Annotated in this window: 17 protein-coding genes and 1 pseudogene; 13 read left to right on the top strand and 5 right to left on the bottom strand. The window is 39.6% G+C overall.

What is annotated here, in order from left to right; all coding sequences use genetic code 11:
- Window positions 1–56 precede the first annotated feature (56 nt).
- From O1449_RS14485 to O1449_RS14475, 3 genes are all read left to right on the top strand, one after another.
- A complete protein-coding gene (locus O1449_RS14485; protein WP_269238666.1) occupies window positions 57–887 on the top strand; it encodes an AraC family transcriptional regulator in 831 nt (276 codons plus the stop codon).
- A gap of 76 nt (window positions 888–963) precedes the next feature.
- A complete protein-coding gene (locus O1449_RS14480; protein ID WP_269239721.1) occupies window positions 964–1674 on the top strand; it encodes an AzlC family ABC transporter permease in 711 nt (236 codons plus the stop codon).
- The gene (locus O1449_RS14475; protein ID WP_269238665.1) at window positions 1671–1988 is read left to right on the top strand and encodes an AzlD domain-containing protein; all 318 of its coding nucleotides are present in this window, start codon (window positions 1671–1673) and stop codon (window positions 1986–1988) included. Before O1449_RS14480 ends, O1449_RS14475 begins: the two co-directional genes overlap by 4 nt.
- Window positions 1989–2087: 99 nt before the next feature.
- Here O1449_RS14475 and O1449_RS14470 read toward each other — a convergent pair.
- Window positions 2088–3022, bottom strand: a pseudogene (locus O1449_RS14470) (MFS transporter).
- A 189-nt stretch (window positions 3023–3211) separates the two neighbouring features.
- The gene (locus tag O1449_RS14465) at window positions 3212–3589 is read right to left on the bottom strand and encodes a heavy metal-responsive transcriptional regulator (protein ID WP_269239720.1); all 378 of its coding nucleotides are present in this window, start codon (window positions 3587–3589) and stop codon (window positions 3212–3214) included.
- Window positions 3590–3693: 104 nt separating this feature from the next.
- On the opposite strand from O1449_RS14465, the gene O1449_RS14460 reads away from it, so the two are divergent.
- Window positions 3694–4803, top strand: coding sequence for an SDR family oxidoreductase (locus O1449_RS14460; protein ID WP_269238664.1), 1110 nt, complete (start codon window positions 3694–3696; stop codon window positions 4801–4803).
- 57 nt (window positions 4804–4860) lie between these two features.
- Here O1449_RS14460 and O1449_RS14455 read toward each other — a convergent pair whose 3' ends face one another.
- Window positions 4861–5748 (bottom strand): SDR family NAD(P)-dependent oxidoreductase, encoded by an 888-nt coding sequence (locus O1449_RS14455; protein ID WP_249570953.1) that lies wholly within the window; start codon window positions 5746–5748, stop codon window positions 4861–4863.
- Between the two features lie 245 nt (window positions 5749–5993).
- Entirely contained in the window at window positions 5994–7271 is a 1278-nt protein-coding gene (locus O1449_RS14450; RefSeq protein ID WP_269238663.1) for an O-acetylhomoserine aminocarboxypropyltransferase/cysteine synthase family protein, read from the bottom strand.
- Between the two features lie 296 nt (window positions 7272–7567).
- On the opposite strand from O1449_RS14450, the gene ettA reads away from it, so the two are divergent.
- The 7 genes from ettA to O1449_RS14415 all read left to right on the top strand — a co-directional run bounded on the left by ettA (window position 7568) and on the right by O1449_RS14415 (window position 17705).
- A complete protein-coding gene (ettA, locus tag O1449_RS14445; protein ID WP_269229421.1) occupies window positions 7568–9229 on the top strand; it encodes an energy-dependent translational throttle protein EttA in 1662 nt (553 codons plus the stop codon).
- 228 nt (window positions 9230–9457) lie between these two features.
- Entirely contained in the window at window positions 9458–10051 is a 594-nt protein-coding gene (locus tag O1449_RS14440) for a hypothetical protein (RefSeq protein WP_269238662.1), read from the top strand.
- Window positions 10052–10261: 210 nt separating this feature from the next.
- Window positions 10262–10660, top strand: a complete 399-nt coding sequence (locus O1449_RS14435) for a cation efflux protein, CzcI-like (protein ID WP_269238661.1) — start codon at window positions 10262–10264, stop codon at window positions 10658–10660.
- A 54-nt stretch (window positions 10661–10714) separates the two neighbouring features.
- Window positions 10715–12142, top strand: coding sequence for a TolC family protein (locus O1449_RS14430; RefSeq protein WP_269238660.1), 1428 nt, complete (start codon window positions 10715–10717; stop codon window positions 12140–12142).
- Window positions 12143–12145: 3 nt separating this feature from the next.
- Window positions 12146–13393 (top strand): efflux RND transporter periplasmic adaptor subunit, encoded by a 1248-nt coding sequence (locus O1449_RS14425; protein WP_269238659.1) that lies wholly within the window; start codon window positions 12146–12148, stop codon window positions 13391–13393.
- Window positions 13383–16526, top strand: a complete 3144-nt coding sequence (locus O1449_RS14420; protein WP_269238658.1) for an efflux RND transporter permease subunit — start codon at window positions 13383–13385, stop codon at window positions 16524–16526. The genes O1449_RS14425 and O1449_RS14420 overlap by 11 nt, the downstream gene beginning before the upstream one ends.
- Window positions 16527–16760: 234 nt before the next feature.
- Window positions 16761–17705 (top strand): cation diffusion facilitator family transporter, encoded by a 945-nt coding sequence (locus O1449_RS14415; RefSeq protein ID WP_269238657.1) that lies wholly within the window; start codon window positions 16761–16763, stop codon window positions 17703–17705.
- Window positions 17706–17736: 31 nt separating this feature from the next.
- Here O1449_RS14415 and O1449_RS14410 read toward each other — a convergent pair whose 3' ends face one another.
- Window positions 17737–18075, bottom strand: a complete 339-nt coding sequence (locus tag O1449_RS14410; RefSeq protein ID WP_269238656.1) for a hypothetical protein — start codon at window positions 18073–18075, stop codon at window positions 17737–17739.
- A gap of 329 nt (window positions 18076–18404) precedes the next feature.
- On the opposite strand from O1449_RS14410, the gene O1449_RS14405 reads away from it, so the two are divergent.
- Together O1449_RS14405 and O1449_RS14400 are read left to right on the top strand one after the other, a co-directional pair.
- On the top strand, window positions 18405–20015 hold the full coding sequence (locus O1449_RS14405) for a hypothetical protein (protein ID WP_269238655.1): 1611 nt from the start codon (window positions 18405–18407) through the stop codon (window positions 20013–20015).
- 179 nt (window positions 20016–20194) lie between these two features.
- Window positions 20195–21130 (top strand): hypothetical protein, encoded by a 936-nt coding sequence (locus O1449_RS14400; protein WP_004660107.1) that lies wholly within the window; start codon window positions 20195–20197, stop codon window positions 21128–21130.
- Window positions 21131–21158 lie beyond the last annotated feature (28 nt).

Genomic DNA, 21158 nt, shown 5'->3' with positions numbered 1-21158 from the left:
AATCTATCTAAATCGCGTTAACCTGAAATGATGCATACATGCCTTAGGAGGTCGTGATGTCACGCAGACCTCGAGAACAAGTCGATTACTTACACCTTGAAGAATTGGGTGGTTTAGAAATGTTGAAAGCCAGTTACTTTCAGCAGGAGTTTTCACGACACGTTCATGAAGGATTTTGTATCGGTGTCATCGAAGAAGGGGCACAGCGGTTTTATCGCACAGGCGGAAATCATGTTGCGCCACAAGGCGATATTATTTTAGTCAATGCTGATGAAGTTCATACAGGTTCTTCTGCGGTTGATACTGGTTGGCGTTACCGCGCGATTTATCCGACTCCCGAAATTTTCCATGAATTAACCCGTGATCTCACCACTGTACACGGCACAGCACCGTGGTTTAGAGAAGCAGTATTGCATGATGAAGGTTTGGCACAGCAACTCAGATTACTCTTTGATTTACTTGAACAACCGAATAATAAGCTGCTTAAACAAACCTTATTTTTATCGACAATTGCTTGGCTAATCTCAAAATATAGCCAAACCAAGCCTCAAGTCACTGATCTAAGTAATGCCAAACAACGTATCTTAAATATTAAAGAATTAATGGCGAGTATGCCTGAGCAAGAGTTTTCACTTATCGAATTGGCTGAAATGGCAAATCTCAGCCAGTGGCATTTTTTACGTCAATTTAAAAAGCATGTTGGACTCTCACCGCATGCATGGCTCATTCAAGCACGTTTACAGAAGTCACAAAGATTATTAAGACAAGGATTGAACTTATCTGAGGTTTCACAACAGTGTGGTTTCTCGGATCAAAGTCATTTTAGTCGGCATTTTCGTCAAGCTTTTGGCATTACCCCAGGCGGTTATATCGCTTATCTCAAATAAAATAGCAATTTTATACAATCTTCATTTAGCAATTTTTGGCATAGTCTATTTTCTTTAATGAATAATTGTGATGTTGATGTTAGGTGAAAGCACAGATGACACTCCGATGACCGAATCACGGGCATTTTTAAATGGAGTGATCAAAATACTGCCATTGTGTTTTGCGGTGTTGCCGTGGGGTTTACTCGCAGGCTCAATGGCGATTCAAGCAGGGCTAACGACTTTACAAGCGATTGGGATGTCAGCACTGGTCTTTGCTGGTGCAGCACAATTAATGACCTTAGGTTTAGTCATGGCAGGAACGCCTGCGCTCACAATTATTATTTCTGTTTTTCTGATCACCACACAGCATTATTTATATGCACTGTATTTACGTGAAGATATTTCTAAGCAACCTTTAAAAGATCGTTTGATATTGGGCTTTTTATTAACTGATGAATTGTTTGCTGTGAGTATTAAAAAGCAACAGCATTATATTCACTATCTGTTAGGCGCAGGACTTTGCTTTTATTTATGTTGGGTTCTGTTTAGTGCTTGTGGAGTCTTTCTTGCCTCAGCCATTCCTAATTTAGATCAATATCATCTCGATTTTTCAATTGTTGCGACATTTATCGCAATTGTGGTTCCATTTATTAAAAACTTAAATACTTTGGTTGGGGTATTGGTTTCAGTGATTCTCACTGTTGTTTTTCTAAGCTTAGGTTTTAAAAGTGCCGCGATTATGGCAGGTGTGATTGGAATGTTTGCGGCAACTTGCTTGCAGAATTTTAGGGAGCGTACAGCATGACTTGGTTTCTCCTGATTATTCTCGCAATTGTGGTGTTTATGAATCGCTATATCTTGCTTGAACCTAATCTTCCTTTGCGCTTACCCAAATGGTTTCAGCAGTCTTTGCAATATTCTGCGCCGTGTTTACTGACGGCAATTGCGACTCCGATTGTGTTTATGGATGAGCAGGGGGCATTTCGTTCGACTTTACTGAATCCATATTTTCTTGCCACGATTTTAACGATTTTGATTGCATATAAAGTCCGCCACACCTTGTTGACGATTATTTTGAGTTTGTCTTGTTTTTATGGATTGGTGTTTGTATTGAAATGAATAGATGAAATGACGTGCGTGTTGAAGTTATTGTGAAATCCTATATCAACAAAACTACAGTTGAGAAAGACAATGTAGTTTTGTTGATACTCGATTTATTTAGTGATCATGTTCCAAATATTCAGGTTTTTTCGGTAATGCCAAACTACAGAAGAAACAGATCATCAGCATAAAAATGACATAGATAAAGAAGATATTTTCAATGCCTGCATCTTTAAATATGAGGGCACCAATATTAGTGAGATAGGTCTTTGAATAAACTGTCACAACATAAAAAGTGAGTGAACCCGCCGAGGTATAACCGACCACTAAGAGAAAGGTTTTCCAATGCTGCTTTAATAGAGCAATTAAGCTTCCTGATTCTTCGCGTTGAGCATCTTCATGGGAAAGATTTCTTCTAAGCGACTTCGTGCAGCAAGAGAAAGCAAGGCAGCAACACCGCCAATCCCAAATGGAATACGCCAACCGCCGTCATTTAATTGTTGCTCCGTCATAAACCCGAGCAAAATCACCCCAAGTAAACTGGCAAGAAGTTGTCCACCAGATAGCGTGACATATTGAAATGATGCGAAGAATCCACGCTGCCCTTTTAAGCCTAGCTCACTCATATAGGTGGCAACAGCACCATATTCACCACCAACAGATAGACCTTGTAATAAACGAACCATAAGGAGTAAAAATGGGGCAAACATTCCAACTTGTTCATAAGTCGGTAATGCAGCAAAAAGAAAAGAACTGAGCGCTATAAGGCAAATTGAAATCACCATAAATTGCTTTCGACCATGTCGATCCGCAATAAGACCAACCAACCAACTGCCTATTGGTCGCATAAAGAAACTCGCCGCAAATACTCCCTAGACATAAATGGCTTTGGTGGTTGAATCCATGTCTGGAGCAGTCAATGCATGAGTAAAATAAGCAGCAAAAACGGCATAAATATAAAAATAGAACCATTCAACGAGATTCCCTGATGCTGCACCGACAATGCCTTTAATACGGCTGGGTCTTTCTTCCTTACTATATGTTTGGTTCATTCCTATTCCTTTTTTTATCCAATCAGGTCTTTTTTATTTAGCTTTTAATCAATGTTATATACCGCTGAAAAAAATGAAAATGACACTATTTTATATGCTTTTTATAGCGATATTTTAAATAAAAAGAAATTTTAAGGAGGCAGAAATGAAACTAAAATTAAACTTGGACTCTAATATTTTGAAAAATAATTAATTTATATCAGGAATAGGGCAATCTGCTCTAAGTGGGCACGCAGCCCCTTGTGTAAATCGGCTTAACATGGTTTTGATATTCATTAACTGTTCAATTTTTTCATCAATCATATTCAGTTTGTCTTGGAAAATGTCTTGTACTTGAATGGCTGGAATTTCCCCTTGTGTAGTCAGTGCTAAAATTTGTTTAATTTCATTGAGTGAAAACCCTAGATTTTTTGCAGTTCGTATTAAGTGTAATTGTTGTAAGGTTTGTTCAGGATAATCTTTATATCCGTTATTACGAGTGATGGACTGAATCAGCTGCATTTTTTCATAGAAACGGATGGTATCCCGACTGAGTTCGGTTTGTTTTGCGAGTTGTCCAATTAACATCATAGTACCTTTATTGTTATATAAAATTTGATTAGAAATGCCTTGACCATTGAGTGTACTCCATCCTTTAGCCTATTCCTATCTTGAAAAATAAGGCATGTACAATGGAAAATAAGCAAACAAAATCTCATCAACAACAGATTGCTTTGGTTGCAGGCGCAACAGGATTTGTCGGTCGATTTTTAATTGCCGAATTATTAAAAAGAGGGCATCACGTTTTTGCCTTATTGCGTAATCCGATACAGCAGCAAGCTATTTTAGAACAGTGGTTGAGTCTCAAGCAGGTCTCGATTCAAAGGTTGAGCTTTATTCAAGGTGATGTGACTCAACCAAAGCTTGGAATCAGTGAGCAAGATTGGGAAAAATTAAGTTCAGTGAATACGCTGTATAACAGTAGCGCGCTTTTTGCGTGGAATCTCAGTATGCAACAAGCTCGTGCTGTGAATGTCGATGGTGCATTAAACTTACTTCGTTGTGTAGCACAACATTGTGATCTACAGCGTGCAGTACATGTTTCAGGTTATATGCTGACGATTCTCTCGCATTTGCAACAGGCGGGTGTGTGTTTAGAACAACCTGATCGAACCAATTGGTCATCTGTGTATCAACAGTTGGGAGCGTATGAAGCTTCCAAAATTGAGGCTCATTACGCTTGGATAGAATGTGCTGAAAAGCTTTCGATTGATTGGACGATTATTCACCCTGCGACGGTCTGTGGAGATGCGGTTTCAGGTGAGATACCAAACAATCAGCCGATTGCACAAATGATTGATCTATTAAAACGTCGGAAAATGAGCGCAATTCCTGCAACACCACAGCATTATTTACCTTTGGTGAGAGTGGATGATTTATGCCAAGTCATGGCACAAGCTGCAACTGATATAAACTTATCGAATCAGGCATTGTTGGTTGCCTCAGAACAAAAGATTCCACTTTCTCAATTGACGCAAATGATTGCTCAACAATTAAATGTCTCAGCACCGAAACAACATGTGCCGCTGGTTATTTTACGATTAATTTTGAAATGGACATGGTTGGCAAAGCAATTAGAGATGTCGGCTGAGATGTTAAGTTTTTTGAGGACTGAACAACTAGATTTAGAACCGCTTAAACAATTTAGACAACGTTGGGATATACAGACAGGGAATTTAGCGGATGCCATTACAAAAACAACAGATTGGATGAAACAAACAACATCCACACAAATTGTTTAAATCATAAAAAAACAGCGTATCTAGAGATACGCTGTTTTTAAAATCGGAATCACAAGATTACCAGTGTTCACCTGGGAACAAACGCGCATAGGCACGTTGTACAAGATTTAATTTCTCTTGCTCACCGATAGATGCTGTAGAGCTTGGGAATAAGTTGAAGCCGATTGACATCAAAATATTATTTACATCTGGTGCAATCGCATAAGTAATTGATGCGAGACGACCTAAGTTGGTTGCAATCTTTTTCGGACGTTTCACAATCGCATAAGCAATCAAGTCTGCTGCTTGTTCAGGAGAAAGCGTCGGTACATATTTATAGATTTTAGTTGGTGCAATCATTGGCGTACGCACTAACGGCATGTAAATCGAAGTGATTGCAATTTTGTGCGAGTGAACTTCAGCAGATAAACAACGGCTAAATGCATCCAATGCCGCTTTAGACGCTACATAAGCTGAGAAGCGAGTTGCATTTGCAAGTACGCCAATTGAGCTGATGTTAATGATTTGACCGTCTTTACGTTGCATCATGTGTGGCAAGATATTCAATACCAAACGAACTGCACCGAAGTAATTCAATTGCATAGTACGTTCAAAGTCATGGAAACGATCAACAGACTCATGTACAGCACGACGAATTGAACGACCTGCGTTATTAACCAAAATATCAATGTGATCAACAGCAGCTAAAATTTCTTTTGAAACTGCATCAATTGATTCCATGTCGTTAAGGTCACATGGAAAAACCGAAGCTTTTCCACCCTCAGCTTCAATCTCAGCTTTGACTTCGTCTAATTTTTCTTTAGTACGAGCAAGCAACAAGACATGAGCACCTGCCTGAGCGAGGTATTTTGATACCGTTAAACCAATGCCACTTGATGCACCAGTGACAACAATAGTTTTCCCGTCGACTTTTTGTTGAAAAAGTTTTTTGAGTTTTGCGTTCATGTAAGTTACCTACATTAATCAAGCTGTTGTTTGCAATGCTTTTTTATTGCGATTAAACATTGCACTTTATTTTGTATTAATATTAACCGATTTTTTTTGTTTGTCTAGTGTAAATATTTGAAATATAATAAATTTTTTAGAGTAAAAACTCTAAAACTAAATATAGGGATAGTTGAAAGGGAAATAAGTTTTAGTTTATTAAATCAAACAGCCTTTACAAGAGAGGCTGTTTGATTTAATGGCGTTTAAACGTGAGCGAGTGCTTGATCTAGATCTGCAAGCAAATCATCAATATGTTCGATACCGATCGAAAGGCGAACTAGATCTTCGCTGACACCAGCAGATTTAAGTTCTTCAGCATTGAGTTGGCGATGGGTTGTGGTAGCAGGGTGACATGCCAAGCTTTTGGCATCACCAATATTGACCAAACGTGTAAACAGTTGTAATGCATCGATAAAACGAGTACCGCCTTCTAAGCCATCTTGTACGCCAAAAGAAAGAATCGCTGAAGGTTTACCTTTCACATACTTTTGTGCCAAATTATGCTGTGGATGGTCACTTAAACCTGCATAATTGACCCACTTTACTTTTGGATGTTGTTTCAAATAATTTGCAACTTTTAGTGCATTCTCCGTATGGCGTTCCATACGAAGGCTTAAAGTTTCTAAACCTTGTAAGATCAAAAATACACTTAGTGGACTAATCGCAGCCCCTGTATTGCGTAACGGAACAACGCGTGCACGTGCGATATAAGCAGCTTCACCTAGAACTTCAACATAATTCACGCCGTGGTAGCTTGGATCTGGTGTGTTCAACGCTTTAAAACGTTCAGGATATTTGCCCCAAGGGAATTTGCCACTATCAATAATGACACCACCAATGCTATTGCCATGTCCGCCAATGTATTTCGTGAGGGAGTGCACGACAATATCTGCACCAAATTCAAATGGTTTTAATAGAGCAGGAGTCGCAACAGTGTTATCGACAATCACAGGCACACCATATTCATGTGCAATTTTTGCAATCGCTTCTAGGTCGATAATATTACCAAGCGGATTACCAATTGATTCAACAAAGACTAACTTGGTCTTATCATCAATAATAGAGCGTAACGCTTCGGGATTCTGATAATCAAAGAAACGAACTTCAATCCCTTGTTTCGGCAATGTATGCGCAAATAGGTTATAAGTACCACCGTATAAAGTGGATACAGATGCAATATTGTCACCTGCTTCAGCAATTGTTTGAATCGAATAGGTGATCGCTGCCATACCTGAGGCTAGAGCCAATGCACCAATACCACCTTCAAGCGCTGCGAGGCGTTGTTCGAGTACGGCAGTGGTTGGATTCATAATACGGGTGTAAATATTGCCCTGAACTTTTAAATCGAATAAGTCAGCACCATGTTGTGTATTATCAAATGCATAAGACGTGGTTTGATAAATAGGTACAGCAACAGCCTTTGTAGTGGCTTCTGGTGAATATCCCGCATGAATGGCTAAAGTTTCATCTTTATAGGTCATGATTACATCATCTACGTGAGTTAAATACTGATCGAGTGTAGCCGAAAAGCTATTCAAAATGGTGCATAATTTATGCGATTTATTGCGTTTTTATTCATATGAATAGAATGTCGGTCTATTTTTATGTGTCATTATGACCATATGCCTGATGGTGTAATCTCTTGAAAAAGAAAATCCTTTGATTGGATGAAACAAAGATGATCTTAACTTCATGTTAATCCCGTTTTCAGCGTATAATACGTGCGATTATTTTTCGCTTTTTGCGATTTATTGGTTTTTCAATTGAGGAGTCCTGCGTGGCCCAATATATTTATACGATGAATCGAGTGTCGAAAATGGTTCCGCCAAAGCGCGAAATCTTAAAAGACATCTCTTTATCATTTTTCCCAGGCGCAAAAATTGGTGTGCTTGGTTTGAACGGTGCAGGTAAATCTACCTTACTCCGTATTATGGCTGGCGTAGATAAAGATTTCTCAGGTGAAGCACGCGCACAACCAGGAATCAAAATCGGTTACTTAGAACAAGAGCCGCCATTAGATCCAACCAAAGACGTTCGTGGTAACGTTGAAGATGGTGTACGTGAAGCACTTGATGCTTTAGCACGTCTTGATCAAGTTTTTGCTGAATATGCTGAGCCTGATGCAGATTTTGATGCGCTTGCAAAAGAGCAGGAAAAATTAGAATCAATCATCCATGCTTGGGATGCACATAATCTGAATAATCAGCTTGAAATTGCTGCGGATGCATTGAATCTTCCAGCTTGGGATGCAGATGTATCATTGCTTTCAGGTGGTGAGCGCCGTCGTGTTGCATTATGTCGTTTGTTGCTGTCTAAGCCAGACATGTTACTTCTTGACGAACCAACGAACCATTTAGATGCTGAATCAGTGTCTTGGTTAGAGCGTTTCTTGAAAGATTTCCCTGGTACGATCGTTGCGATTACGCATGACCGTTATTTCTTGGATAACGTGGCTGAGTGGATTCTTGAACTTGACCGTGGCATGGGGATTCCTTATCAAGGTAACTACTCTTCTTGGTTAGAACAAAAGAATGCTCGCCTAGAGCAAGAGAACAAACAAGAAGAATCTTTTGCGAAAGCATTGAAAAAAGAACTTGAATGGGTTCGTTCAAATGCCAAAGGTCAGCAGAAGAAAAACAAAGCGCGTATGGAGCGTTTTGAAGAACTTAACTCACGTGAATTCCAACAGCGTAACGAAACTTCTGAAATTTATATTCCACCTGGCCCACGTCTAGGCAATAAAGTTGTAGAAGTTGAAGGCATCAGTAAATCATTTGATGGCCGTTTACTTTACGAAAACTTAACATTTACTGTACCGCCTACAGCGATTGTGGGTATCGTGGGTCCAAACGGTGCGGGTAAAACCACGCTATTCCGTATGATGACTGGCGAACAGCAACCTGATACAGGTACAGTGACTTTAGGTGAGTCAGTTAAAGTTGCGTATGTGGGCCAGATCCGTGACACCTTAGATAACAACAAAACCGTTTGGGAAGAAGTTTCTGGTGGTTTAGATATCTTAAAAATTGGTGATTACGAAATTGCATCACGTGCTTATATCGGTCGCTTTAACTTTAAAGGTCAAGATCAGCAAAAACGTGTAGGTGAATTGTCTGGTGGTGAGCGTAACCGCTTACAACTTGCCAAGATCTTACAGTTAGGTGCAAACGTTATCTTACTGGATGAGCCATCGAACGACTTGGATATCGAAACTTTACGTGCGCTTGAGGATGCAATTCTTGTATTCCCAGGTACTGTGATGGTGGTATCGCATGACCGTTGGTTCCTTGACCGTATTGCAACGCACATCTTGTCATTTGAGAATGAACAGCCAGAATTCTACACAGGTAACTATGCAGAATACGAAGCATACCGTCAGTCTCGTTTAGGGGATACAGCAGCAACTAAACGTACAAAGTATAAAAAGATTACAGGTTAATTTCCTGTCTAAAAAACCAGCTTTCGAGCTGGTTTTTTTTATTTTATAGAGAACTAATAAATATTAAAAAATGGATTTATTCTCATTTAACTTATAGGCGGTTTACTCTATAGAAGTTAAGCGATTCAAACTTATTAAAATAATCGCAATTAGTCTTATTTTTTTAATTTATTAATATTAATATTAATTTTCAATTTATTAAATGGTAAATATACTTTTTGGAAAATTATGAAAAAAATTAAACTTTATTCTATTGTTTTAGGGGTGGCTGCTGCTACACAACTTACAGGGTGTCTTTCTGTTAAGTCTTATGTTGATCCAGCATATAAAGGACTTAGTTATTCTGATATCAAAAAGCCAAATCAACCCATTCCGGTGGTATTAACTACAGAATTTCAAAGAAATGGTGTGGTTATTCCAAGAGCGGCAAAAGAATTACAGTCTAGTGTAGATCGTAGTTTAAGAGCTACAGGTGTATTCTCACCTATAGTTCAATCTAATAATGATAACCAAGCAAAAATCTATTTAACAGCAAACAATGTAGCTGATTTAGGCGAAGCTGCTGGGAAAGGTGCATTAACGGGTTTGACTTTTGGTGCTGTAGGTAATGCAGTTACTGATAAATATGAATTTAAATTTAAATATATCGATGCTCAAGGCAAAGAAATTTCTCAGCGTTATGCGCATATGATTTTATCGACTGTTGGGAACAAAAAAGCACCAGTTGAAAATGTAGCACCAATGACCATTAATGAGGCATTTAACAAGGTTATTGATGATGTTGTAATTCGCTTTACTTATGATCTACAAAAACAACAGTAGATATTTTTTAAATAAAAAGGCTTTTCCGGAAGCCTTTTTAGGGAAATGGAACCTTATGATAAAGATTGTTGTTCTATGAGTTTAAAAGAGTAATTGGTTTTTCAATTTAATTTGAAGAATAGCCTTATCGGAATAATCTTTTAATAATGTAATTTTATTACATGTACTTTACTTGCTATAGTGACCCAAATTTTGAACAGTTGGTGTAACGTGCAACGTTCTGCTGTATTTATGACACTCTTGCTGAGTTTGTTCATGTTCCAAAGTTTTTGGAATGTGGCGGCAGCTTTTTGCGCGCATGAACAGCCGACTGAATATCCTACGTTGAATCATTTTGGGCATCATATCCCTGAAAATTTAGATGCTTCTGGAAAACATGCAGTAGTTGCAGATCAAGATGCTTCTGATTTACCCATGCCGTTAAGTTTGCAAGATCATCATGATCATTTGCCATCTTGTTTTCATGTCGTTGTGACCGAAGCGCAACAGCAGTTGAATGAACCAATTTTACAGACGCATGAAATAGAACAAAAATATTACTGGTCTAATTTATACCAGTCGCCACATTTATCACAACTCACCCCGCCACCTGTATTCACCCCGCTATAGGTGGGGTAGCCGAAAAATAGCCCACCGCAACCTTATTAATTTGCGGGGCTCTCTATGTCTTTAAGTTTAAATCAGCGTATCTGTGCATTTAAAAAGCGTACGCTTAGAAATCATCTGCTTTTATCAGCATTAAAATGGTCAATTTTGAGTATTGGCTTATCAGTGGGAGTTTTAGCTCAAGCAGTTTCAGCTGAGTCCTTACTCAATGTGAATCAATCGCCAACAACTGTTGCGCAGCGAAATAGTAACTTTGAACAAATTCTTGAGCAAATTCGTGCTTATCAAGCCAACCAATCCAATTGGCAAACCCAACAGCAGATGGCAAATGCAAGGCTACAACAAAGTGGTCTATGGGCAAATCCAAGTCTCTCGATTGAGCAAACGGGTCTGCAAAATGATCAAGATCGAGAGTTAGCGATTGGAATCTCCCAGTCATTAGACTTATTTGGTCAACGTCGTGCAGCACAAAAAGTTGCTCAGCTTTCAGCAACTCAAGTTGATTTAGAACAGCAACGCTACAATGCTGAACTTGAATTGATTGTGCAATATGCATGGTCACAAGTGGCATTATTCCAATTGGAAAAGTCTTTGATTGCAGAGCAATTACAAGTCAGCCAAGAAAATTTAGACGCAACGATGAAGCGTTATCAAGCTGGCAATATAGCTCAAGTTGATGTTGAGCGAGTTCGTATTGCACATTTAGAAAATCAGCGTATTTATCAACAAGCAGATCTACAACTTCGAGTTGCACAGCAGCAATTAGCAAGTTTTTGGGGCAGTGACCTGAATCAATTTGTGATTGCTCCAAGTGTCAATGAGCTTTGGTCTCGTGCCACAGTCGTAAAAACAGACAGACAAGATATAGAGAATTTATTTGAGCGAGGTTTGCAATTAGAAACTCAGCGTCAACAAGCCAATATTGATCAGCTCAAAGCAAAATCGCGCCCACAACCGATTATGACTTTTGGTGTGAATCGAACTCGTTCGGCAGATCAAAATACTGAAAATCAAATTCGTTTAGGGGTGGAGATTCCGCTTAATATTTTTAACTCACAAAAATACGGTATCCAGATTGCGGAAGTGAAGCAAACACTGATTCAGCAACAACAACGTTTTTATCGTCAGCAAAATCAGTTGGATATTGATGTTCGTCTTGTTGAACTACGTGGATTACAAACGCAATTTAAACAGTTAAATGACCAACAAGTACCTTTAGCGATACAGGTTCAGCAAAAGACTTTGCAAGGTTTTCGTTTAGGTAAATTTGCTGTTACGGATGTACAACAAGCCACAACTCAGTTACAGGATGTCCGTTTACGTAAAGTTCAACTCCTTAAACAAGCTTGGCAATTGAATGTGGAAGTACAAAGTGCACGTATGGGGCTTCCAGTAGAGCAGATCACAGCGAAAGATGCCTTAATGCAATTAAATCAACGCGTTTGGCAACAAATTAACGCTTTTCCAAGCCAAGTAGGAGAATAAGAGATGGATATGAAACAAAAAACACGTTCTCAATGGCTTTGGATCGCTGTGATTGCGGTACTCACAATCGTTTTGGCAGTAGGACTATTATGGAATAAAAAAACCAAGACTTCTGAAACTGCCGCACAAGGTGAGCAGGAACATGCCCATCAAGAAAATGAAAAAGATGAACCTAAACATGATGAAAAGGATGAGGAACATGAGGCTGAAGAAAGCCTCAGCCTAACAGCAGAGCAGATGCAACAGCATAGTGTCAAATTGGCACAAGTGGCTTTGGGTGAAGTGAATCAGGTTCAAACTTTTCCTGCAAAATTGGTGGTGAATACAGATCGCCAAGCGCATGTTTCACCAAGTTTTGCTGGTCGTGTTGAATCCGTTTATGTTGAATTAGGTCAGCAAGTGAAACGTGGTCAGGCTTTGGCAAACTTATTAGTACCAGACTTAGTGGATCAGCAAGCGAATCTACAAATTGCTCAAACAAATTTGGATTTAGCCCAGCAGGATTATGAGCGTGAACGTAGTTTATGGTCGCAAGGGATTTCTGCCAAACAAGACTATCAGCGTGCTTATAATGCTTATCGTCAAGCACAGATTCAGGTCCAAGCAGCACGTTCACGTCTTAGCGCCTTTGGTGCAGCTTCTGGCTCAAGTGGCCGCTATACGCTAACTGCACCGATCAATGGTGTGATTAGTAATAAAGACATTGTTATTGGTGAAAATGTTCAACTTGCAGATCAACTATTTACCATTGATCAGTTAGATCAACTTTGGTTGGAATTTGTATTACCAACCTTAGCGAGTATCAATGTACAGCCCAATCAGCAGATTCGATTTAAATCACTGCAAACAGGCAATCTCTTTAATGCCCAAGTTCAAAGTTTAACGACTGAAGCTGATGCACAAACAGGTCGTTTACAGATTCGTGCCAAAGTGCTGTCAAATGCAACTGAATTACGTCCAAACTTGATGGTGAATGTTGAATTACAAGCAGGTTCAAAAACGTCTGCAATTCGCGTAAGTTCTGAAGCGATTCAGCAGGTGGACGGTAAAGATGTCGTTTTCGTTGCTCAAGCGAATCAGAAAAAGGGTTTTGATTTCAAAGCGATTCCTATTCAGATCGGTCAACGTACCCAAGATGGACAATGGGTCGAAATTACTCAAGGTTTGAGTGCGGGCCAGTCTTATGTAGCAGCAGGTAGTTTCTTGTTGAAATCAGAACTGGAAAAAGGGGAGGCTGAACATGGGCATTAACTCTCCTCAATTCCCCAAGCCTGAAGGTTTATTTGATCGATTGATTCAATTTTCGATTCGTAATGCCATTTGGGTGATGCTATTTGTGATGACGTGGATTGCAGTTGGTATTTGGAGCTATCAAAAGCTTCCGATAGATGCAGTTCCTGATATTACCAATACTCAAGTACAAATTAATACCCAAGCGAATGGTTATACCGCTTTAGAGGTAGAGCAGCGGATTACCTATCCGATCGAAACAGCGATGGCAGGTATTCCAGATCTAGAACAAACCCGTTCGATTTCTCGTTATGGCTTATCGCAAGTCACCATTATTTTTAAAGATGATACGGACATTTACTGGGCAAGACAGTTAATTAATCAACGTTTGCAAGAGGCAGACGGACAATTGCCAGATGCGGTTGATCCTGTGATGTCACCTATTTCTACGGGGCTTGGAGAGATTTACCAATGGGTGGTTAAAGCTAAACCCGATGCAAAAAAAGAAGATGGAACGCCCTATAGTGCGATGGACCTACGAGAAATCCAAGATTGGATTGTGCGTCCACAATTACAGCGTGTTAAAGGTGTGGCTGAAATTAATAGTATTGGCGGTTACAACAAAACCTATATTGTTTCACCTGATTTAAAGCGTTTACAGCAACTTCAAATTTCTTTAACAGCGTTCCAAACTGCATTACAAGAGAACAATGAAAACCGAGGCGCAGGTTTTATTGAGGAAAATGGACAACAACTAACGATGCGTGTGCCGGGTATGCTCAGTACAGTTGAGGATATTCAAAACATTACTGTCTCGGTTAAAAATGGTCTACCCATTCGTGTTGCAGATGTGGCTTCAGTGGCGATCGGACATGATTTGCGTACAGGTGCTGCCACATATAATGGCGAGGAAACCGTGCTTGGTATCGCTATGATGATGATGGGTGAAAATAGCCGTACAGTTGCCCAAGCGGTTGATAGCAAGATCAAGAAAATTCAGCTGACTTTACCTAAAGGCGTTGAAATTGAAACGGTGTATGACCGTACGAGCTTAGTAAATAAAGCCATCAAAACGGTTCAGAAAAACTTAGTAGAAGGCGCGATTTTAGTCATCGTGATTCTGTTTATTTTCTTGGGCAACTTCCGTGCTGCTTTGATTACTGCCTGTGTGATTCCGTTGTCAATGTTGTTCACCTTAACGGGTATGGCTGAACAAAATATCAGTGCCAATTTAATGAGTTTAGGTGCATTAGATTTTGGGATCATTGTGGATGGTGCAGTGGTTATTGTCGAAAACTGTATTCGACGGCTGGCGGAGGCACAGCATCATGCTGGACGCTTACTCACACGACAGGAACGCTTTAAAGAAGTCTTTTTGGCAGCCAAGCAAGCACGGAAACCACTCCTATTTGGTCAGGCCATTATTATGGTGGTGTATTTACCCATCTTTGCTTTGACAGGTGTAGAAGCGAAAATGTTCCATCCAATGGCAATGACAGTGGTAATGGCATTGTTGGGTGCGATGATTTTGTCGGTAACATTTGTACCCGCTGCGGTTGCATTGTTTATTACAGGTGAAGTCAAAGAAAAAGAATCTCGTTGGATGCAAGGCTTAAAACGTAAATACCAACAGATTCTCGATTGTGCATATCAATTCAAAATGGTGGTAGTGGCTTTAGCCCTAAGTATTTTGGTACTGAGTGGCGTACTGACGACCCAAATTGGCAGTGAATTTGCGCCACAACTGAGTGAAGGAGATTTTGCCTTACAACAAATGCGTTCGCCAAGCACAGGCTTGGAGCAGTCTTTACGTATGCAGGAAAATACTGAAAAGTTAATTATGAAGAATTTTTCAGAAGTCAAAGCGGTATTTGCTAGAACGGGGACTGCTGAGGTTGCGACCGATGTGATGCCGCCGAATATCTCAGATGCCGTGATTTTGTTAAAACCGCGTGATCAATGGGAAAATCCAAAAGAAACCATTGATGAATTGCGTAGCCGTATGCAGGTATTTTTGGAAACCATCCCAGGTAATAACAGTGAATTTTCACAACCAATTGAACTCCGTTTTAATGAATTGATCTCAGGTGTACGTAGTGATGTCGGGATCAAAGTCTTTGGTGATGATATGAATGTGCTGAACACTCAAGCACAGGCGATTGCACAAAAAGTACAGAAAATTTCGGGTGCCACTGCGGTCAAAGTAGAACAAACCACAGGTTTACCAGTACTTAATGTGGATATCAATCATGCATTAGCTGCGCAATATGGCCTGTCAGTAAAAACCATTCAGGATGTGGTTGCAGCGAGCGTGGGTGGTCAAAATGTTGGACAGATTTTGCAAGGTGATCGTCGTTTTGATTTTGAAATTCGTTTGCCTGATGCACAACGTACAGCACAGAATTTAGCGCAGTTACCTATTCAATTGCCGAATGGTGGTTTGATTCAGTTGCAAGATGTTGCCAAAGTGGAAACGATTTCAGGGATGAGCCAAGTTGGTCGTGAAAATGGTAAACGCCGTGTCATTGTCACCGCAAATGTTGAAGGGCGTGACTTGGGTTCATTTGTGCAGGAGTTACAAGCGACATTAAAACAACAACCTCTGCCAGCAGGTTATTGGCTAGAGTTTGGTGGACAATTTGAAAATCTGGCTTCTGCGGCGGCTCGTATGCAAATTGTGATTCCACTGGCATTGATTACCATCTTTATTTTATTGATGGCAGTGTTTCATAACTTTAAGGAAAGCCTGTTGGTCTTCAGTGGTGTGCCATTTGCGTTGTCAGGTGGTTTGGTTGCGCTTTGGCTGCGTGATATTCCATTGTCGATGTCAGCAGGTGTTGGGTTCATTGCGCTCTCTGGTGTCGCAGTACTCAACGGTTTAGTGATGCTGAGTTTCATCAAAGAGCTTCGTGAGCAGTTTAATGTACATAAAGCGACATGGCAGGGAGCGATTCTCCGATTACGCCCCGTTCTGATGACTGCCTTCGTGGCATCGTTGGGTTTTATTCCTATGGCAATTGCGACTGGTACAGGTGCAGAAGTACAACGTCCATTAGCGACAGTTGTGATAGGTGGGATTATTTCTTCTACTTTACTAACATTGCTGATTTTGCCTGTAGTTTATCGTTGGATGAATGAGAAAGTTTCTGATTAGTGTCATTTAGCGGAATCTAAATCAGTATTCGCTATTGTGATAGGCGGCATGGATGCCGCCTGTAGGGCTGCGGTAGCATGGATGTACCGTCAGACCTACAAAGGATTTTGCCTACTGTGATCCTTCAAAGTAGGAAGATACCTATACACATACCATTTGATTTAGGCTTTAATTCGAGGCAGTGTAAGCAAGATAAAAGAAGCTTCTTACTTATAAAATGATAAGGAGTCCAACATGAGTGGACATCAAGGGCATGATCATAGTCATGCCGCCGTTACAGAAGGCAATGCAAAAAAACTAACGATTGCGCTAATACTGACCACGACTTTTTTAGTCATCGAATTTATCGCAGGTATCATCACACAGAGTTTGGCATTACTTTCCGATGCTGCACATATGTTTACTGATGCCGCTGCATTAGCGATTGCTTTAGCAGCGATTAAAATTGCCAAACGCCCTGCTGATGATAAGCGTACCTTCGGTTATCAGCGTTTTGAGATTTTGGCGGCATTATTTAATGCATCTATGCTATTTTTTGTGGCGATGTATATTCTTTACGAAGCCTATCAACGTTTTACCCAACCGCCCGAAATTCAAAGTATAGGCATGTTGGTGGTCGCATCAATTGGTTTAATTATTAATTTAATTTCCATGAAAATACTAATGTCGAGTGCGACTGAAAGTTTGAACATGAAAGGTGCTTATTTAGAAGTGCTGAGTGATGCATTAGGTTCTGTGGGCGTCATTATTGGTGCTGTGATTATCTATTACACCAACTGGTATTGGGTTGATACCATTATTGCAGTTGCGATCGGTTTCTGGGTCTTACCAAGAACATGGATTTTGCTCAGACAAAGTATCAATATTTTATTAGAAGGTGTGCCAGAAGAAGTTGATATTGAGAAACTGCGTAATGATTTACTGACATTAGATGGTGTTGAGAGTATCCACCAATTAAAGGTCTGGGCAATTACATCGAAGAATATTCATCTTACCGTACATTTGTTTGCACCTAAGGTTGACCGTAATCAGTTGCATCGTGCTGCAATTGAAATGTTATCGCATGAACATGGTATTGCCGAAGTGACTTTACAGATCGAAGATGATGCTGAAATGAATTGTCAACATACTCATCAACATGTTGAAGATGAACAACACACTCATTCACATCAGCACTGAGCTGATGTGAATTGGAATTTAGAGCAACGTGTTAGTTTTGCCATTCGTGATTACAGTCACGACATTTCCAATGCTTTTGCGCTTGCATAAAAGCCTGCATTGAAATTTTGAAATCAGGTAAATCTCGCCAAAATAAGATGCCCGCGATGACACAGACAATAAATACTGCAACGGTCGCAATTTGCAGGCCTTGACCAGCGCCATGCCCAAAAATCCACATTCCAACACTAATTAACACCAACACCAGTAAAATAAAAATAGCAGGAACTAAAAGCACCAAGCTTTTAGGCACATTAGGGCGAGGGCTGTTGGCACCTTGACTTACAGGCATAATTTTCACGCTTTGGCATTTAGGGCAACGATATTGCATAAAGATTTCCTATAGTATTTTGCTTATTTTAGCGAAAATTATGCAAAAGCTAAAATCCTACGTTGTTCAAATACATAAACTTACTTATTTTATACTATCTTTAAAATAGACCTCTTGCGTAAGTGCTATTTTCAATGATTTTAGAATTGATCAAACTTAATAAAATCAATACTTACATCTGATTATTTTTTGACTTTTGCAAGAGGTCTAATATTAAGTTGATTCGAGCAATCCATATCGGTCGCAGCTCGTCTAAACCTGTTCGCTAAAATAATATCAGTCATGCTAATTTGTGAACTGAATGTGTTGAATAATGCGCAAGGACTCGCATGCTGCCTACCAAACTTCTAAAATTACGATTAGCTCGCATCGAAAAGGGAGAAGGTCATCTTTCGACCCAAGACAAGCTAATGTTGGTTAGCATGGAGAGTCCTGATTTAAGTGCAAATTTCTTTTTAAAATTGTTTAAAGTCTCGTTACCAAAGCAATGGAAATTCCAGCATGAGACAGATGAAGATATTCTATATACATCACAACTCATCAAATTAATTGAAAACGAATTTATTCCAAGTTATGAATCTCATGCCAGAAAACATGCATGGTATGAACAATGTTTGGTTTATCAGCTCAATTTTGTTGTGCCTCAACCGACACAGCCACAAATCAATCTTTATTTACGTCAGCTAGATAAATGTTTAGATCAACAACCTAAGATTGATTTATTGCTCTATTTTCAACAGCAATATCCAAGTGCAAAACATGCGGTGGCTTTAGCAAAAGCCTATGCAGGCGCAGAACAATATACTGAAGCGATCAAACAGTATGAATGGGCTTCACAGCAGTCTATACAGCGGAGTGAAATTGCTTTTTATGCATATATAGCGTGTTTGGTAAATCGCAACCAGTCTGAGTACATGCCTAATGTAAGCGATGTTGAATATGCAATTGATTTACTCTCTAAATTTGAAAAACCAGTTGATCAAAAAACCTATCTAAAAACGTTGAAATCTGCGGTAAATGCTTTGTTGCCAGCAGTGATATTGCAAACGCAAGCGATAGAAACGAATATTTTGGCAGATGTTGGGCGTAGCTTAAATTCACTGGGCAAGTCAATCGGCGGAATGCTAGGCGGACGGGATTTTCAGCTTCCTTACAATAAAGAAGTGATTGCAAATGCGCCACAACTTTTAACTCATCCGCTCGTATTCGCAGGTCTTGCAGAATCTAGTGCGATACAAAATGCCTTATTACGTCTTTTGAAAAATGATCAACAGTCGGCTGATACCCTATTGTTAAAGTTATGGTTGGCGATTCAAAAAGATCTGGATATTTGGAGATGGCTGGTCGAGCCGATTCAAAGTGAAGAATTTATACAGGCTTTATCTAAAGTTGAATATGAACAACAGCCGACCATTATTTCAGGACCAATACAACTAGTTCTAGAGCAAGGGCTGATGCAATTTTTGGGTGACTTTCGTCTTGATAAACAACACGTTGAAAGACCTGCTTTATATGAGCAGCGAGATATTGTTGTCAATGAAATGGTGAGCTTTGCTCACATGTTCCAAAAGAATATTTTAGAACCTTATTTGGTAAAGCAGCGTTATTGCTCGCAACAGTTACAATTGAATTGGATGGGTAAGTTGAATGAAATTGCACTTTCAAGTGGTTTATTTGCTTATCAATTTAAAGCTGAACAACGTGCGCAAGCTTTATTTGATTGGATGCAACAAAAACTAGAGAAAGGGAACGACTTTGATAAAATGCAAGCCGCTTGGGTGGCATTGCGAGAAGTTGGTCATTTAGAGCGAGGCGATATACAAGAAAAACTTGTTTCTATTGAAATTGTGCTAGAAAAGTATAAACAACTTCGTCTGAATCAAATGTTATTAAAAGTAGATACGGATGAAAAAGTGCAGCTCGAAGAAGGTGAAATGTAACGTTTTCTGAAACATATTTAGAAAATGGACGATTAAATTAATTTAAAAGTGTGCAACAAAAAGACGCAAATTGCGCTAAATAGCATGCTAATCTACATAAAAACAGCCAATAAGTTTATAAAACAGATTGTTGCTCATATCAAAATTGAGTTGCTGAGAAAGGGAAGAGGGAGAACATCTTGAATCGACAAGATGATAAAAAGGCAATGTTCGATATTATGCCTGCAGATATAGAATCATCAGATGAAAAACCGTCTTTATCACGTCGGTTAATCAATAAGACATTACAGCACGCACAAGATGCTGTTGAGTTTGCGAGTGATACCTCTCGTAATATCGCTGGTGTCGCAGATGCCGCCTTAGATGCCTTAGATCAAGTTACCCATCACACCAAACGTGGTGTTGAAGGGATGCGAAATACTGTTCGTGATATGGTATCAGAAACTAGCGAAGCAGCGCGTCAAGTTGCGTTAGCAATGGCACGTGCATCGTTAGGAAAAAGTAGCCTCACCTTATATTTGCCTGAAATGCTGCTCAATAATCAAATTCGGAAACGTATGGATCGTTCTGAAATTGATGATATTAAAATTGAATGTGGCAATGATCGCTTTCATATCGAATTAGATGGCCACTATCGCCGCTTCCTATATCGTCTGTCTTTAGAATTCAATGTTTTAGAATGTCGTATTGGGCAGGAAAAATATTTACGTCTTTGTCAGGTCGATGAGCATCTGGATTTGCAAATTCGTCATGGTGGTACTTTAACAAATTGGGCAGCAAGACGTGTTGGTAATATCAGCTTTGAAGTGATTAATTCCTTACCGATCCCATTTTTGATCAATCATCTCATTCGTGATGTGCCGGGGATTCAAAAAGAAGGGCATCGTTTATGGTATATCGACCTTGAAGAAGCGGGTTTTATTGATTTCATTAATAACCGCTCATGGATGGTCGATAAGCTATTAAGCTTGACTGATTTTAGTATTTTGCCAGGACTTAATATTTTGCAAGAGAGTCGCGAATTGGTACAACAATTAGTTGATCAATTTGAGATCCGAGGCTTACGTGTTCAGTCTGGACGTTTAGAAGTTCAAGTTGGAATTGGAAGTGAATAAGTAATAAAAAAGCCACTGTCAATGCAGT

Source organism: Acinetobacter sp. TR3, assembly GCF_027105055.1.
In the GTDB taxonomy this organism is placed as follows: domain Bacteria; phylum Pseudomonadota; class Gammaproteobacteria; order Pseudomonadales; family Moraxellaceae; genus Acinetobacter.
The sequence above is the reverse complement of the archived record's forward strand: the minus strand, read 5'-3'. Positions and strand labels throughout refer to the sequence as shown.